Annotated in this window: 14 protein-coding genes; 7 read left to right on the plus strand and 7 right to left on the minus strand. The window is 70.9% G+C overall.

From position 1 onward, the window contains the following. The first annotated feature begins 54 nt into the window (after positions 1–54). Complete coding sequence (locus ACWC24_RS08860) at positions 55–1,011, plus strand: ABC transporter substrate-binding protein (RefSeq protein ID WP_450662121.1); 957 nt, start codon at positions 55–57, stop codon at positions 1,009–1,011. Positions 1,012–1,084: 73 nt separating this feature from the next. Here ACWC24_RS08860 and ACWC24_RS08865 read toward each other — a convergent pair whose 3' ends face one another. Together ACWC24_RS08865 and ACWC24_RS08870 are read right to left on the minus strand one after the other, a co-directional pair. Next, positions 1,085–2,476, minus strand: coding sequence for a glycoside hydrolase family 43 protein (locus tag ACWC24_RS08865; protein WP_450662122.1), 1,392 nt, complete (start codon positions 2,474–2,476; stop codon positions 1,085–1,087). Between the two features lie 227 nt (positions 2,477–2,703). Beyond that, complete coding sequence (locus ACWC24_RS08870; protein WP_450662123.1) at positions 2,704–3,159, minus strand: tellurite resistance TerB family protein; 456 nt, start codon at positions 3,157–3,159, stop codon at positions 2,704–2,706. 278 nt (positions 3,160–3,437) lie between these two features. Here ACWC24_RS08870 and tatA point away from each other — a divergent pair, with 278 nt between their 5' ends. After that, a complete protein-coding gene (gene tatA, locus ACWC24_RS08875) occupies positions 3,438–3,614 on the plus strand; it encodes a Sec-independent protein translocase subunit TatA (RefSeq protein ID WP_450662124.1) in 177 nt (58 codons plus the stop codon). Between the two features lie 66 nt (positions 3,615–3,680). Here the strand turns inward: tatA and ACWC24_RS08880 are convergent, their stop codons facing one another. Together ACWC24_RS08880 and ACWC24_RS08885 are read right to left on the minus strand one after the other, a co-directional pair. Next, complete coding sequence (locus ACWC24_RS08880; protein ID WP_450662125.1) at positions 3,681–4,166, minus strand: DUF6114 domain-containing protein; 486 nt, start codon at positions 4,164–4,166, stop codon at positions 3,681–3,683. A 4-nt stretch (positions 4,167–4,170) separates the two neighbouring features. Next, entirely contained in the window at positions 4,171–4,863 is a 693-nt protein-coding gene (locus ACWC24_RS08885; RefSeq protein ID WP_450662126.1) for a DUF6230 family protein, read from the minus strand. 654 nt (positions 4,864–5,517) lie between these two features. Between ACWC24_RS08885 and ACWC24_RS08890 the strand changes: the two genes are divergently transcribed. Then, entirely contained in the window at positions 5,518–6,162 is a 645-nt protein-coding gene (locus ACWC24_RS08890) for a Tat pathway signal sequence domain protein (RefSeq protein ID WP_450662127.1), read from the plus strand. An 18-nt stretch (positions 6,163–6,180) separates the two neighbouring features. On the opposite strand, the gene ACWC24_RS08895 is transcribed toward ACWC24_RS08890, so the two are convergent. Both ACWC24_RS08895 and ACWC24_RS08900 read right to left on the minus strand, forming a co-directional pair. After that, positions 6,181–7,128 carry a lytic polysaccharide monooxygenase auxiliary activity family 9 protein gene (locus ACWC24_RS08895; protein ID WP_450662128.1) on the minus strand — a complete coding sequence of 316 codons (948 nt, stop codon included), beginning with the start codon at positions 7,126–7,128 and terminating at the stop codon, positions 6,181–6,183. Between the two features lie 140 nt (positions 7,129–7,268). Then, the gene (locus ACWC24_RS08900) at positions 7,269–7,919 is read right to left on the minus strand and encodes a ScbR family autoregulator-binding transcription factor (protein WP_450662129.1); all 651 of its coding nucleotides are present in this window, start codon (positions 7,917–7,919) and stop codon (positions 7,269–7,271) included. Between the two features lie 182 nt (positions 7,920–8,101). On the opposite strand from ACWC24_RS08900, the gene ACWC24_RS08905 reads away from it, so the two are divergent. The 4 genes from ACWC24_RS08905 (at position 8,102) to cyc2 (ending at position 13,236) form a co-directional block, all read left to right on the plus strand. Further along, on the plus strand, positions 8,102–9,004 hold the full coding sequence (locus ACWC24_RS08905; protein WP_450662130.1) for a ScbA/BarX family gamma-butyrolactone biosynthesis protein: 903 nt from the start codon (positions 8,102–8,104) through the stop codon (positions 9,002–9,004). A gap of 70 nt (positions 9,005–9,074) precedes the next feature. Beyond that, positions 9,075–9,722, plus strand: coding sequence for a ScbR family autoregulator-binding transcription factor (locus ACWC24_RS08910; protein ID WP_450662131.1), 648 nt, complete (start codon positions 9,075–9,077; stop codon positions 9,720–9,722). Between the two features lie 27 nt (positions 9,723–9,749). Continuing rightward, positions 9,750–10,928, plus strand: coding sequence for a damage-control phosphatase ARMT1 family protein (locus tag ACWC24_RS08915; protein WP_450662132.1), 1,179 nt, complete (start codon positions 9,750–9,752; stop codon positions 10,926–10,928). A gap of 148 nt (positions 10,929–11,076) precedes the next feature. Then, complete coding sequence (gene cyc2 / locus ACWC24_RS08920; protein ID WP_450662133.1) at positions 11,077–13,236, plus strand: germacradienol/geosmin synthase Cyc2; 2,160 nt, start codon at positions 11,077–11,079, stop codon at positions 13,234–13,236. Here the strand turns inward: cyc2 and ACWC24_RS08925 are convergent. Continuing rightward, complete coding sequence (locus ACWC24_RS08925; protein WP_450662134.1) at positions 13,217–13,945, minus strand: CTP synthase C-terminal region-related (seleno)protein; 729 nt, start codon at positions 13,943–13,945, stop codon at positions 13,217–13,219. The two genes, cyc2 and ACWC24_RS08925, sit on opposite strands and share 20 nt — an antisense overlap. Positions 13,946–13,949: the final 4 nt, after the last annotated feature.

The raw sequence follows: 13,949 nt of genomic DNA on the forward strand, positions 1-13,949 counted from the left end.
GTACCGACCGCACCACCGCAAGGTCAGCCAACCCCCGAACCCGGAACGGGAATCGTGACTTCCAACGTCCTCAGCAGCACGTTCATCCGGAGACACCCCGGCGCCGCTGCCGTCGCGCTCGCCGCGGCGACGGCCCTGCTGGCGGGATGTTCCTCCTCCGACGACGCCGGCGACCCGCTGGCGGACGGCAAGGCGGACGGCAAGTCCGTCGTCGTCGGCTCCAACAACTTCGCCGAGAGCATCCTGCTCGCCGACATCTACGGCGAGGCGCTGAAGGCCAAGGGCGTCGAGGTCACCTACAAGCCGAACATCGGCAGCCGTGAGACGACCTACGGTCTGCTCAAGAACGGCTCCATCACCGTGCTGCCCGAGTACAACGGCGCGCTCCTTGCCTACCTCGACGCGAAGGCCGCGCCGAAGACGGTCGAGGCCACGACGGCCGCGATCGGCGCGAAGCTGGACGCCAAGCTCGAACTGCTCGACCCGGCCCCGGCGCAGGACAAGGACTCCGTCACGGTCAACGCGGAGACCGCCAAGAAGTACGACCTGACGTCCCGGTCCAGCATCGCCGACCTCAAGGACGCGGCGAAGGACCTGGTCCTCGGCGCCTCGCCGGAGTTCCAGACCCGGCAGCAGGGCCTGGTGGGCCTGAAGTCCGTGTACGGCCTGGAGTTCAAGTCCTTCAAGGCGCTGGACGCGGGCGGTCCGCTGACCCAGGCCGCGCTGAAGAAGAACACCGTGCAGGTCGCGGACCTCTTCACCACCGACGCGACCATCACCCAGGAGAAGCACGTCGTCCTCCAGGACCCGGAGAACCTCTTCGGGTTCGAGAACGTGCAGCCGCTCGTCTACAAGGGCGGCCTCTCCAAGGAGGGCGCCGCCGCGCTCAACGCGGTCTCGGCCAAGCTCGACACCGAGACGCTGCTGGCCCTGGACGCGAAGGTGCAGCTGGAGAACAAGGACCCGCTGGACGTCGCCAAGGAGTGGCTGGCCTCGGTCGGCCTGGTCTGATCCCACGCCGCACCGCCGCCCTCGCCGTCGGTGAGGGCGGCGGTCCGCGTCGCCCGGCAGGCCCCCCGAAGGCTCAGTGGCCGACGCGGAAGGTCGCGTCCTGCTGCTCGGTGGCGGTGGAGACGGGGTCGATGCGCAGGACGTAGTTCGAGTGGCGGATGTACCGCGTCGGATAGTTGTACGAGCGGAACGACGACCAGGTCGCGTCCGCCAGGCCCGCCGTCCGGTAGAATGTCGCGTCCTGGGAGAACGTCGACGTGCCGTCGTGGACGTCCAGTCGCAGTTGGTAGTCGGCGTGCCGCAGGTAGCGGGTCGGGTAGTTGACCGACTGGAACGAGACCCCGGCGCTGTCGGCCAGTCCCGGGACCAGCTTCCACTGCGAGTCCTGGTACGGGTCGAAGGGATACTCGTCGATCCGGCCCGCGTAATTGGAGTGGCGGACGTAACGGGCCGGGTAGTTGTAGGACTTCAGCCGGTTCCAGGCCGGCGCGCCCCACTTGGCCAGCAGGTCGGTGTACTCGGTCGTGGTGATCGGCTGGACCGTGGCGTGCTTGGAGTTCACCGGCTGGGTGTACGTCCGCTGGTCCACCGCGGTCCAGGTGCCCGCCGACAGGCTGCCGCTCTGCCAGGCGTAGAAGACGCCGTTCGGGGTGTACGTGTCCCCCCAGAGCCACCAGGCCCCGGTCGCCTGTGACTTGACGAGGATCGGCGCCTCCGTACCACCGTGCGCGACGCCGGTGCTGAACGCGGTGAAGCTGCCCGGGGTGAGCGACGTGGACCGTGCGCCCACCAATGCCTGCGCCGAACTCGACTTGAAATAAAGATAGTTGACGCCGTTCACGCCTACGGCCAGATCGCCGTCGATGACGTCGTAGCCGGGGTCGAAGAACACCTGGGGGGCGGACGCGGTGACGAAGTCGGTCGTGTAGTTGACCATGATGACGTTGTGGCCGCTGTCGTTGACGGCCGAGTAGATGATCCCGTACTGGCCGCGCCCGGCGTCCCAGTAGGCCTCGGGCGCCCAGCTGTGGGTGTTCATGTCGTGCAGTCTCAGCCGGTGGTAGCCGGTGAAGGTGCGCAGGTCGGTCGAGTTCCAGACGTGGACGTACTGGCTGACGTAACTCCAGTCGGTGCCCTTCAGGTCGGTGGCGAGCACGACGAACGTGCCGTCCTGCTTGCGCAGGATGAAGGGGTCGCGCAGGCCGCCCGCGCCCTCGGTGGGGGTGACCACGGGGTTGTTCTGGTTCAGCGGGGTCCAGTTCAGCGCGTCCGCGCTGACGGCCAGATGGAGGCCGTAGTCGGTGCCGTTGCCGCTCGGGGACTCGGTGAAGTAGCCCATGACGTACGCCGAGTCGGCGGCGCGGGCGGTTCCGGCGCCCAGGGTGAGCGCGCCGGAGAGGGCGAGCGGCACGGTGGCGGTCAGGCCGAGGAACGTGCGGCGGGACGCGTGGGGGGCTGCGGGCACGGGTTCTCCAAAAGGGTGCGGGCGCCGTCGGGACGGGATGACACGAAAGGCCTGCCGATGCCATCTCTCATTCGAAATGTCGAACATGGTTCGGCAAGTCGGTCAGAAAGTAGGGGTGTGGCGCGTGCACGTCAATCATGGGGGCGATCTTGGCCGGATCCGAACGGCAGCCGGAGGCCGGAGCCGGGGACCGGGGGTGGACCCCGGCTCCCCGGCCGGCGGGAGGATCAGAGGTCGAACTCGTGCGGCGGCAGGTCCAGCGTGAAGCACGCCTCGCGCACCACGGCCTGCTCCGTCTTGTCGAAGTCGCCGTCGGCGCCGCCGATGACGATGCCGATCTGGATCACGGCACGTGCCTCGGCGGGCTTCTTCTTCGCCTTGGCGATCTCCTGCAACACGCTGACCTTGCCGAACGCGAAGTCGGCCGTCAGCTTGTCCAGGTTCTCCTCGAAGCGGCGGCGCAGGTCGTCGGCGGGGAAGTTCTGCAACACCTCGTTGGTGGCGATGAGCTGGGCGACGCGCTGCCGCTCGGCCGGGTCGACGGTGCCGTCCGCCGCCGCGACCAGGGCGCACATCGCCATGCTCGCGTCGCGGAAGGCGCCGCTCTTGAGGTCGTTCTTCTTCGCCACGAGCTGGGTCTGCATCGTCGACGCGGACTCCTTGATGCGGTCCCACAGGGCCATGAGAACTCCAGATGTCGGTAGTCGTCAGTGCTGTGTGCCGATGAGCGCCGACGGCGCTTCGGGCCGTCAGTCTCTACAGCAACGTAGAAACTAACGGGCCGGAGGATAAGTTCCGGTGACTTCCGGACACCCGTGCTCGGTTTGTGCGCGTTCACCCGGGTGCGTCCGTGGACGCATGCCTTCGCGGGGGCGTATCCCCCGGGTTGTACAGTTGCGCGAAGGCGGCAACCGTCGCTCACGGACCTGCGACGGGCCGCAGGCGGAAGGGGAGGCGGCACATGCTCCGCAACGGGCTGGAGCCCTGGCACCTGCTGATCGTGGCGCTCGTCGTCATCGTGCTGTTCGGGTCGAAGAAACTGCCCGACACGGCACGGGCGCTCGGCAGGTCGATGCGCATCCTCAAGAGCGAGGCGAAGGCGATGAAGGAGGACACGGGCGAGCCGGTGTCCTCCTGAACGCCGGGCGCGGACCACGGGACGTGGGCCGCGCCCGACGGCGCGGGGCGGCCCCGCCCGCCGGTGTCAGGCCGGCCCGCCCGCTTCGTTCAGCATCTTCGGCGAGGTGTCCCCGCCCTGCCGCGGCGGCTGGGCCTGCCGTGCCCGCGCCGCCTCCCGCCGACGGTCGCGGCGGCTGCGGCGCGGTTCCTGCTCCGGCAGCCAGCCGAAGGCGAGGCAACTGCCGACCACCCCGAGGAGCAGGCCGATGAAGAAGCCTCCCAGGTTCGAGGTGATCCAGGTGCCCAGGGTGACCAGGACGCCGGTGATCGAGTAGAAGAGCCGCTGCGTCGGGTTGAAGAGGATCAGCAGCCCGCACAACAGCATGAGCACGGGCAGCAGATAGCCCGTGAGGCCCTGCATGCCGATGTGCACGACGACCTTCAGCGACGCCTTCTCGGTCAGCAGGATCCACGCACCGCCCAGGGCGAGCAGCAGCCCGCCCCAGAACGGCCGCTGGGCCCGCCAGGCTCGGAAGGCGGACCGCGGTGACCGCCGTGGACGGTTCGGCACGGGATCAGCAGGCGTCGTCACTGAAGCCCAGGTGGAGGTTCGGCAGGGTGAACACACCGGCCGTGGTGGCGTAGTTCGTCTGCCGCAGGTTGTCGATGTGCACGGTGTCGGCCTGCTGGCTGAAGACGCCGATCGGGCCCTTGACGCCCGCCTTGTTCAGCTCGCTGGCGTCGTTGCCGATCTCGATGCCGTGGAACTCGGCGTCGCCGGACAGCAGCGTGGAGTCGGTGGTCAGGTCGGTGGCGTGCACCCGGTCCTTGCCGTCGCCCGCGGTGATGTGCAGGTTGATGCCGCCGAGGTCGACGCTCTGGCACAGCTTGGTGAGGTGGGCGTCCTTGATGGCCGAGGTGACGACCAGCACCTGCCCGCCGGTGTCGCCCGCGTTGGGGCTGTCCTTCGCCATGTTGTCGAGGGCGCCGAACTGCTCGAAGCCGGTGCCGTCGAGCTCGGTCGCGGTGACGGTGAAGGGCATGCCGGAGATCGAGAACTGCACGCCGAGCGCCCCCTGCGCGGTCAGGACCGCCATACCGGCGGCGACCAGGGTGGCCGGTACCGCCATCACCGCGGCCCGGCGCATCCGGACACGTCCGCGTCGGCCGGATCCGGCGGCGCCCGCCGCCGTCGCGGCCGCGGAACCGCTTTCCGGGTTCTCTGGGGTGTTGTCTTCGGACGGAGTGACGTCCGGGGACGAGGCCATGTCTGCTCCCGTGGGCATAGTCAGTGCGGGTTGGGCTTCAGTGGCGCGTTGTCCTGGCGCGGACAGCGGCTGCGGCGCACGCCTCCTTGTGACTCCCGGCTCCCACAAGGGCTTTCACGGTTACGCAGCAGTAGCCGCCGAGGAAGTTACCGATGGTTACAGCCAAGGGTCAAGAGAGATGTGGAAAAAGGGTGTCGATTGTGCTTCGCCTATGGATCAAGGAATTCGGAAGGTGTTACGGGACCCGACGGTTTACGCCAACTTCCTTGTCCATGCTTGACGTTGACTGAGCATCAGGTCTACAACTCTCGTTGGCTCAGCCCGGATCCGTGGCGCCGGATCCCTGACGCGGCGACTGCCCGCGTTCCCGGCCTCCGTCCCCAGTGACCCACGAGTCCGTATTTCTCTCGGCGCCGCCACGGCCGCCTTCCGGCGCACCGTGACCGGTCGCCCCTTCCGCCCGGCCCGGCCGCCGGCTCCCCCATGGTCGTCGGCCCAGGCCGGCAGCTGCTGTTGCCGGCCCGTCACGTACGGAGAAGGCGTCACGGGTCGGCAATGGCGGACGCCCGAGCGCGTCCTCGCCGACCCCACCCCCCAGCTCCTCGACCCGCACCCCCCCCGCAACGCCCCCCACTTCGGAGAAGAGGCACCCGCATGCGCACACGCACCCTCCTCACGCTCGTCGGCACCGTCGCGGCCCTGGCGCTGCCGATGGCCGGAACGGCCTCGGCGGACGACGTCGCGGTCCTGACCGCCGGCGGCAACCCGGTCGCGAGCGGCGACACCCTGGTCGCCAACCTGGCCAGCGGCACCAACGCCACCCTCTACTCGAGCGCGACCGGAACGAGCGGCATCTCCTGCACGTCGTCGCAGTTCACCGCCACGGTCGGCGACAACCCGACCGCGCCGGGCACCGCCACCGAGTCCCTGGCGTCGCACACCTTCGACTCCGCGAGCTGTTCCAGCAACGTCATCGGCGTGCTCGGCGTCACCAGCATCACGGTCGACAACCTGCCGTACACCACCGCCGTGTCCTCCGCCGGCACCGTCACCGTGACCCCGGCGGCCGGTTCCACCATCCAGACCACGGCCAAACTGCGCACCCTGCTCGGCTCGATCACCTGCGTCTACCAGGCGGCGTCGCTCTCCGGCACGGCGAGCAACGCCGACAGCAGCATCTCCTTCGTGAACCAGCAGTTCACCAAGGTGTCCGGCTCGTCCCTGTGCTTCGCCAACGGCTACTTCACCGCGAAGTACGCCCCGGTGACGGACGGGGGCGTCGCGGTCACCGTCAACTGACCCTCCCCGCAGAGAGGTTCAGCGTCGCCGCAGACGGGTGAAGAGGGCGGCGCCCCCGGTGAGCACCAGCACCGCGGCGGCGCCGCCCGCCAGGAGCGGCGCGGAGGGCCCGGACCCGGCGTCGGTGCCGGCCGCGACCGGCGTGCTGTCGGCCGCCGCGGCCACGGCGGCCGGCTCCGAGGTCCGCGCCGCCGCGGGCGTCGACACGCCCGCGGAGGGGGTCGCGCTCCGGTGCGTGGACGCGGAGGGCGACGCGCTCGCGTGCGCCGGCGTGCTCGTGGGTGCGGTGGCCCTGGCGGCCGAAGTGGCCTTCGAGGACGTCGCGGCCTTCGGGAACACCACGTCCGAGCACGAGTAGTAGGTGTCCGGGGTGCTGCTGGTCTGCCAGATCGTGTACAGCACCTGGTGTCCCGTGCGGTCCGAGGGGAGCCTGGCCGAGAGGTGGTAGGCGCCGTTCGACAGCTTCGGGTCCGTGATCTGGGCGAACGGTTGCGTGGGCAGATCGGACCAGGTCAGCGACTTCGACGGGTCGTAACCGGGCTTCGTCAGGAACAGCTTGAACGTGCCGGCGTGCGCGATCGTCGCCGTGTACGTCATCGTCAGCGTCCCGCCCGGGGACACGCGCGTGGCCGGGAAGTCCGCGCGGGCGAGGTCGAGGCCCTTGTAGGAGGACAGGCCGCCACTGCACAGCTTCCCGTCGGGAATCGTCTGACGGTCCCGGCCGTTCACGTTCGGGACCCGGATGTCGTCCCAGGCGGCGAAGTTCTGCCCGCTCGCGGCCGCGGCCGCCCGGCAGGCCGCGGACCCGGCCGAGCCCCCCTCCGGCGAGCAGGCGAACGCCCGGCTGGCCGGACCGGTGGGCGCGCCGTGCGCCAGGGCGGGTGCCGCGGTCCACAGGCTCAGCAGCAGCGGGGTCACGGCGGTGGCCGCCAGGGCGGTGCGGTGGTGTGCGGTCATCCGGGACATCCGGAACGTCTCCTCGGCGGGCGCGGGAACGGTTCTGTTGTGTCCAGTACGGCGCCCGGGGCCTGCGCGTTCAGCCGACGGCGAAGCGCCGCCCGGTACCCGGAACGCCGCCGGGCGCCCGGAACGCCGAGCGCCGCCCGCTACGTCGCGACCGGCGTGTCGACGCCTGCCAGCACCCGGGCGCCCCGGTCGGCGCCGCTGTCGAGGGCGGGCAGCAGGCCCGGCACCGCGATGCTGGGCAGCATGTGCGTCCACAGCACCGACAACCGCTCGGCCAGGTCCGCGCGGCCGGTCAGCGCCCGCGACATCAACTGGATGCCGGTGAACGCGCCGACCAGCAGTTCCACCGTGTCCCGCGGCCGCACGGTGGGCAGCAACTCGCCCTGGGCGCGCGCCTCTTCCATCAGTTCCGTCAGTCGTTCGGCCCACTGCCGGAACGGTTCCGCGAAGTCGATGCCGGACGGCGTCGACTGGTCGACCGCGAGCCGGACGCTGCCCCGCAGCAGGGAGTTGCTCAGCAGCCGCATGCCCACGACGAAGGTCATGTCGATGATCTCCTGCAACTTGCAGGGCTGGGACGGTACGGCGCCGAACGGCACCTGTTCGTCGAGCACCGCCTGGGCGAGGGACTCCTTGGAGGAGAAGTGGAAGTACAGGGCGCCCTTGGTGACTTCGGCCCGCTCCAGCACCATGGCGATGGTGGTGGTGGTGTAGCCGTGTTCGTCGAAGACCGCGCCGGCGGCTTCCAGGATCGCCCGGCGCGTCCTGATGGCGCGCTCCTGTCTTGCCATAAGTGCCCCTTCGCACCGCCGAGTCGGCCGACCCCGTGATCGAGTGCCGGATCGGCCCGATCATCGGGCGTCGTCCACTGATCTCATTGAAAACAAACCGGTCGCCTCGTACTCTAACGCTTATTCGATCGGGCACTTGGCCGTCCGCCATGGCCTTCGGGGGAGACCATAGGGAGAGGGACATGCCGAGACCTCGTCGGAAAGCCGAGAGCCCGTCCATGACGGCGACGGTGGCCCGCGAACTCGTCCACCGCGCGGCGGTGGCGGAGACCCTCCTCACCGACTGGGAGCGGACCGGGCCCGACCGTTTCCAGGTGTCGGCGCAGTGGCCGCGGGCCCATGAGTTGCACGTCTCCTGCGACCGTACCGCGTACGACCCGCTCCTGGTCGTGGAGACCGTGCGGCAGAGCGGGACGCTGATCGCGCACACCGAGTACGACGTGCCCCTGGGCCACCGGTTCGTGCTCGACGAGTTCCGGGTGTGGACGTCGGCCCAGCACATGGCCGTCGGTGAACTGCCCGCCGAACCGGTCCTCGACATCGCCTTCACCGACGTCCGCTACCGGGGCACGCGCATGACCGCCGCCCGCTACACGGCGGAGGTCCGGTGCGCGGGAGAGCAAGTGGCGTACGCGGACGTCGGTTTCACCTGCATGAGCGCGGCCGTCTACGAACGGCTGCGGGCCGGCCGTACGACCGGCCCCGCCCCGGCCCGGCCCCCGCGGGTCGGACTGCCGCCGGAGGGCGTGGCCCGGGTCCGGCCCGCCGACGTCGTGCTGTCCCCGACGGACGAACCGGACCGCTGGGAACTGCGGGTGGATACCGCCCACCCCGTTTTCTTCGACCACCCGCTCGACCACGTGCCGGGGATGCTGCTCCTGGAGGCGGCCCGGCAGGCGGCCGTGTGGTGGTCCGAGGGGAAAAGGGACCCTGTGTCCTATCATGCGCGTTTCCATCGGTACGCCGAACTCGACAGTCCGGTCTGGATAGGGCTGACCTGCCAGGACGACGGGATGCTGCAAGTCGTGGGCGAACAGGGGGAGTCGACGATCTTTGAATGCCTGGTGGGTACGGCCGGGCATTGAGTTATCGTGTGCGGGGAGTCAAAACAAACGGCATGACCCGTTCTTTACGGCCCCTGGGAGTGTCCATCCGATGGCGAGGCAGTTACGCGCCGAACAGACCCGCGCGACGATCATCGCGGCCGCCGCGGACCTGTTCGACCGACGCGGCTACGAGTCGACCAGCCTGAGCGACATCGTCGAGCACGCACAGGTCACCAAGGGCGCCCTGTACTTCCACTTCGCGGCCAAGGAGGACCTGGCCCACGCCATCCTGGAACTCCAGTCGCAGGCCTCGCGGCAGGTGGCCGGCCGGATCGACGGCCGGGGGTATCCGTCCCTGGAGGCCCTGATGCGGATCACCTTCGGCATGGCGCGCCTGTCCGTCGAAGGACCGATCGCCCGGGCCGGACTCCGGCTCGCCACCGGCGCCGTCGAGGTGCGTCCGCCGCTGCCGCACCCGTTCACCGAGTGGCTCGACCTGGTCACCCGCCGGCTGCTCGGCGCGGTCCGAGAGTCCGACGTCCACCCGGACGTGGACGTCGACGCCGTCGCCCACTCCCTCGTCTCCTTCTTCGTCGGCACCCGGGTCGTGGGACGCTCCCTGGAGCCCGTGGCCCGGCTCCCGCGCCGTGTCGCGGAGATGTGGCGGGTGCTGATCCGGGGCCTGGTGCCGGTGCCGCGACGGCCGAGGTACCTGACCCTCGTCACCCGGCTGGAGCGGGAGACCGGCGCGGTGTGACCCGAGCCGGCCGATACGGTGAGCCGTATGCCCGACACCCCCGTCCCGCCCGTGATCCTGGGCGACGAACCCGGCTCCTTCCCCCACGGCGTGCTCGCCGAGCGGCACCCCGCGATCATCCGCCAGGTGCGCGACGCCCTTCCCTACGGCCCCGACGTGCGCAGCGCGCTCGACGCGCTCCTGGAGAACTGCGCCGAGGGCGTGCTCGAACCGCTTCCCGACGGCGCGCACGACCTGGACCGGTGGCGGACCTGGGGCCTGGACACGTACGCGGGCCGGTCCTGGTTCGAGGTGCCGTGGCTGTGGTCGGAGAGCTACTTCTACCGTCAACTCCTCCAAGCAGTCGGGTACTTCGCGGCCGGGCCCTGGCAGGGCATCGACCCCTTCCGGCCCTCCAAACTCGCCGAGCTGGCCGCCCCGGAGACGGACGCCGAACTGGCCGCCCTCGACGATCTGGCGGACCGCCCGGCCGACGAGCAGGCCGAGGCCCTGCTGCACGGATCGCTCTGGGGCAACCGCGCCGACCTCGGGTTCCGGCTGTCCGACCCCGGCGGCCCCGCCGCCGGGACCACCCCGGCGCTGGTCGCCGACGCCGGCGCGGCCCTGTGGTCGCTGCTCCCGCCCGGCGGCACCGGCACCCTCTGTCTGGTCGCCGACAACGCGGGCCGCGAACTCGTCCCCGACCTGCTCCTCGTGGCCCGGCTGCTCGAGGAGGGGCGGGTGGAGCGGGCGGTGCTGCACATCAAGCCCTACCCGTACTACGTCTCCGACGCCACCACCGCCGACGTGCTCGACGCGGTCCGCCGGCTCACCGAGGCGCCGGGCGCGGCCGGCGGGTACGGGCGGCGGGTCCGGGACGCGCTGACCGACGGCCGCATCCGGCTGCGCGCCCACCCCTTCGCCTGCGCCCCGCTCGGGTACGCGGAGATGCCCGCCGAGCTGTACGGGGAGTTCGGCGCCGCCGACCTGACCGTCTTCAAGGGCGACCTCAACTACCGTCGGCTGGTGGGCGATCGCCGGTGGCCGCCGACCACTCCGTTCGCCGAGGCCACCGCCTACTTCCCCGGGCCGGTCGCCGCCCTGCGCACCCTCAAGTCCGACGTGGTCACCGGACTCGACGCCGCCACCCGCGACGCGCTCGACGCCGCCGAGGGGCAGCGCTGGCGGACGAGCGGGCGGCACGCGCTGATCCAGGTGAAGGGCTGAGGCGGCCGCACCCCGACGCGGGGCGGCGGGCGTCGGCGGGGGAGCGTACCGGCCGGGAAATCCGACCGGTTCGGCCTCGATTCACGCGATGGTGTGATCATGTCCGGCCGGGTGGATGCGGCTCGGAGGGCCCGGGTAGGGCCCGGCCATGACGCAGCCGTTCGAACTCCCGCACTTCTACATGCCGTACCCCGCGCGGTTGAACCCCCACCTCGACGAGGCGCGGACCCACTCGACGCGGTGGGCGCGCGAGATGGGCATGCTGGAGGGCTCGGGGATCTGGGAGCAGGCCGATCTCGACGCGCACGACTACGGTCTGCTCTGCGCCTACACCCACCCCGACTGCGACGGCCCCGCGCTGTCGCTGATCACCGACTGGTACGTGTGGGTGTTCTTCTTCGACGACCACTTCCTCGACATGTTCAAGCGCACCCCGGACCGCGCCGCGGGCAAGGCCCACCTGGACCGGCTGCCGCTGTTCATGCCGCTGGACCCGGAAACTCCCGTGCCACAGCCGCAGAACCCGGTCGAGGCCGGGCTCGCCGACCTGTGGGCCCGCACCGTGCCGTCGATGTCCGCCGCCTGGCGCCGCCGCTTCGCCGTCGCCACCGAGCACCTGCTGAACGAGTCGATGTGGGAGCTGTCCAACATCGACGAGGGACGCGTCGCCAACCCCGTCGAGTACATCGAGATGCGCCGCAAGGTGGGCGGCGCGCCCTGGTCGGCGGGTCTCGTGGAGTACGCCACCGCCGAAGTCCCCGAGTCCGTCGCCGGATCGAGGCCGCTGCGGGTGCTGATGGAGACCTTCTCCGACGCCGTGCACCTGCGCAACGACCTGTTCTCCTACCAGCGGGAGGTGCAGGACGAGGGCGAGAACAGCAACGGCGTGCTGGTCCTGGAGACCTTCTTCGGCTGCACCGCACAGCAGGCCGCCGACATCGTCAACGACGTCCTCACCTCACGGCTGCACCAGTTCGAGCACACCGCCGTGACCGAGGTGCCCGCCCTGGCCGTGGACCGGGGTCTGACCCCCGGCGAGGTCGCGGCGGTGGCGGCGTACACCAAGGGGCTCCAGGACTGGCAGTCCGGCGGCCACGAGTGGCACCTGCGGTCCAGCCGGTACATGAACGAGGGTGCCCGGGTCGTGCCGTTCTGGCACGGCCCGACCGGGCCCGGCACCTCCGCCTCGGACATCGGCGCGCTGCTCGCCGCCGCCGCCGCGGAACGCCTGCGCGCCCACGCGCACGTGCCGCGCCAAAAGGTCGGCCCCAGCCTGCTGCCCGACTTCCGGATGCCGTTCGAGGTGGAGCTCAGCCCGCACCTCGACGGCGCCCGCCACCGGCTGACCGGCTGGATGCACCGTGTCGGCATGCTGGCGGAGGGCGTGTGGGACGAGGACCGGCTCGCCGCGGCCGACCTCCCGCTGTGCGCGGCCGGTCTCGACCCGGACGCGACCCCCGAGGGCCTCGACATCGGCTCGCGCTGGCTGGCCTGGGGGACCTACGGCGACGACTACTTCCCGCTCGTCTTCGGACACCGCGGCGACCTCGCCGCCGCCCGGCAGGCGGTCCGGCGCCTGTCCGAGTGCATGCCCGTCGCCGGGGAGGCGGTCCCGGTCCCCGCGAGCGCGTTGGAGCGCGGGCTGACCGACCTGTGGGCGCGCACCACGGCGGGGATGACCGCCGAGGCCCGCTCCACGCTCAAGGAGTCCGTGGACAAGATGACCGAGAGCTGGGTGTGGGAGCTGGCCAACCAGCTCCAGAACCGGATCCCCGACCCCGTCGACTACCTGGAGATGCGGCGCGCCACCTTCGGCTCCGACCTCACCCTGAGCCTGTGCCGGCTCGGCCACGGTCCCGCCGTCCCGCCGGAGGTGTACCGCAGCGGCCCCGTCCGCTCCCTGGAGAACGCGGCCGTCGACTACGCCTGCCTGCTCAACGACGTCTTCTCGTACCAGAAGGAGATCGAGTACGAGGGCGAGATCCACAACGCCGTCCTCGTCGTGCAGAACTTCTTCGGCTGCGACTACCCGGCCGCCCTGCGCGTGGTCGCCGACCTGATGAACCAGCGCATGCGCCAGTTCGAACACGTCGTCGCGCACGAACTGCCCGTCCTCTACGACGACTTCGGCCTGTCGGAGGAGGCACGCGAGGTGATGCGGGGCTATGTGTCCGATCTGGAGAACTGGATGGCGGGCATCCTGAACTGGCACCGGACGGTCGACCGCTACAAGTCCGCCTATCTGGCCCGCCGTTCGCACGGCTTCCTGCCGAACCGCCCGCCCGCGCTCACCCCCGCGGCCGGCTGAACCGGCCCGCGTGTTCCACGGCCGCCCGCGCCAGCGCCCGGACCATCGGGTGCGGGCGCGAGCCGTCGCCGGACAGCTCCGGCTGGAAGAGGGACATCAAGTAGAAGGGGTGGCCGGGCAGTTCCGCGATCCGGACGTGGCCGTCCGCGTCGTGGCCGGAGAAGCGCAGTCCGTGGGCGCGCAGCGTGTCGAGGTGGCGGGAGGGGCCGTACGCGCAGAAGTAGCGCTCCACGGTGTGCTCCGCGCCGATCACGGACTGGGCCAGCGAGCCCGGCTCGACCGTCACCGCCGCCTCGTGGCCGACCAGGGAGCAGACCAGCGGCTCGATCAGGAAGTCGTCGGCGTCCGGCTCGTTCTCGGCGTGCGCCACCCGGGTCAGTCCGCAGACGTGACGGGCGAACTCCAGCAGCGCGTGCTGGAACCCGCCGCAGGTGCCGAGGAACGGGATGCCTTCCTCGCGTGCGGTCCGGATCGCGGACAGCACGCCCGCCTCGCTGCGGTACGGGCTGCCCGGCAGCACCCAGACGGCGTCGAAGCCGCGTACCGCGCCCTCGGCGGCGGCGTCCTCGGAGGGGATCCAGTAGGCGTCGAGGACGAGCCCGTCGCGTTCGGCCAGGGCGTCCAGCAGCAGGGGGATACGGGCGTGCGAGGCGACCTCGGGGGAACGGTCGCCGACCAGGGCGATCCTCGCCGTGTGGGAGTGCGTCATGCAC

The organism is Streptomyces sp. NPDC001443 (genome assembly GCF_053597355.1).